The sequence below is a fragment of the Flavobacterium cupreum genome (assembly GCF_003996965.1).
Classification (GTDB): Bacteria; Bacteroidota; Bacteroidia; order Flavobacteriales; family Flavobacteriaceae; genus Flavobacterium; species Flavobacterium cupreum.
In genome coordinates, this window is the sequence record NZ_QWDM01000046.1 from 1 (window position 1) to 1,277 (window position 1,277).

The 1,277-nt window shown below is 59.8% G+C and carries 1 pseudogene; it reads right to left on the reverse strand.

The features are described 5' to 3' along the window. Positions 1–50: 50 nt before the first annotated feature. Positions 51–1,199: pseudogene (locus tag D0817_RS26650) on the reverse strand (IS4 family transposase); the annotation flags it as partial. Positions 1,200–1,277 lie beyond the last annotated feature (78 nt).

A 1,277-nucleotide genomic window follows, 5' to 3' on the forward strand; every position in this document is an offset into this window, starting at 1 on the left:
TACATAAGTGGGGGTCAGACCCAATCCACCGGACTTAACGGGTCGAAACTTTAGCATGGTTTCTGTGTCATCGGCTTATGGGGTTTTGCCTGCTTTTTCCTGGCTTTTGATTGACCAGGTTTGTGAAAGTAGGTCTTGCGCGCGATGAGCATGAGCGCATCACGAAGCAAGTCAATGACGTCGGCACAGCGCAGCAGCAATGAAGGCAGCAGCGGCTTGAGCACGGTGTGGGCATAGGTCCGATTGACGCGGCGGGTCGGCGCTATTGGGAAGTCATTGGTGGCAGCCGCTGCGGCCAGGGCCTGAAGGTTGTCACAGATGATTTTGGCGGAGAAATCCTGCATCGCAGCCAACTGGGACAGACCCGAAACATGTTCCAGATTGAGGCGGGTCTTGAGGCGCTTGAAGGCCTCCTCGATGCGCCAGCGCTTGTGATAGAGGTCGCCGAAGTCGGCGGCAGGGAAGAGCTCGCTGTCGAGCAAGTTGGTCATGAGGACGCGCACTTTGCCGGTGGAGGCGACGTGGCGGACGAGCCGCACGGTTTGCGCCGTGGCAGGGCATTCGTAATCGGCTGCATCGGCTTTGTCGGGCGCTGCCAGCGTTACGATTTTCTCTTGCAGGCCCGTGCGCAAGAAGTCGCGCACGCAGGCAAAGCCGGTGTTGCCCTCCTTTTCAACGCGCATGCAAAAGCCGATGCCGCGATGATTGAGCAGGGCCACCAGCCAGCGGCAAGGATAGCCGCGGTCCATCAACAGCACGTCGCCACTGCCCAGCAGGTCGAGGTGTTGGAACAGCATCTGGCGCTCATTCTCGTGGATGCTGTGTAAGGATGCTGCGAGCATCATCTCGGCACCGGGCAGGAACAGTCCGAAAGCGATCTGATCGGTTGAAGCGGCGCGGGGAACATGGCTGGCGCGATGGCCGAATTTGAGTGTCGAGGCATCGGCGGCGACGAGCCGAAGGCCGTGCCAACGCGGCACGAAGCCACGTCGATCAGACTCCTGAAGCAGCCATTCGTTGAGCAAGGGAATGGCGTTGGCGGCCAGTTTGGCGCGGGCGCCAAAGAAGGCGCGCTCGGAAACATGGCGCGCCAATTGCGCCCGTTGTTCCAGATGGGCGAAGAATTCGTCAAGTTCAGACTGGATGCTCTTGCGCATGCCACTGAGCAGCACGGCGACCAGGGCGAACAAGGGAAGCTTACGTTCGCGGGTGAACGCGTTGGGGAATTATGGATTGCGCGCCAGATCGCGGAAGTGGCTGGAATGCAGATATGCGGA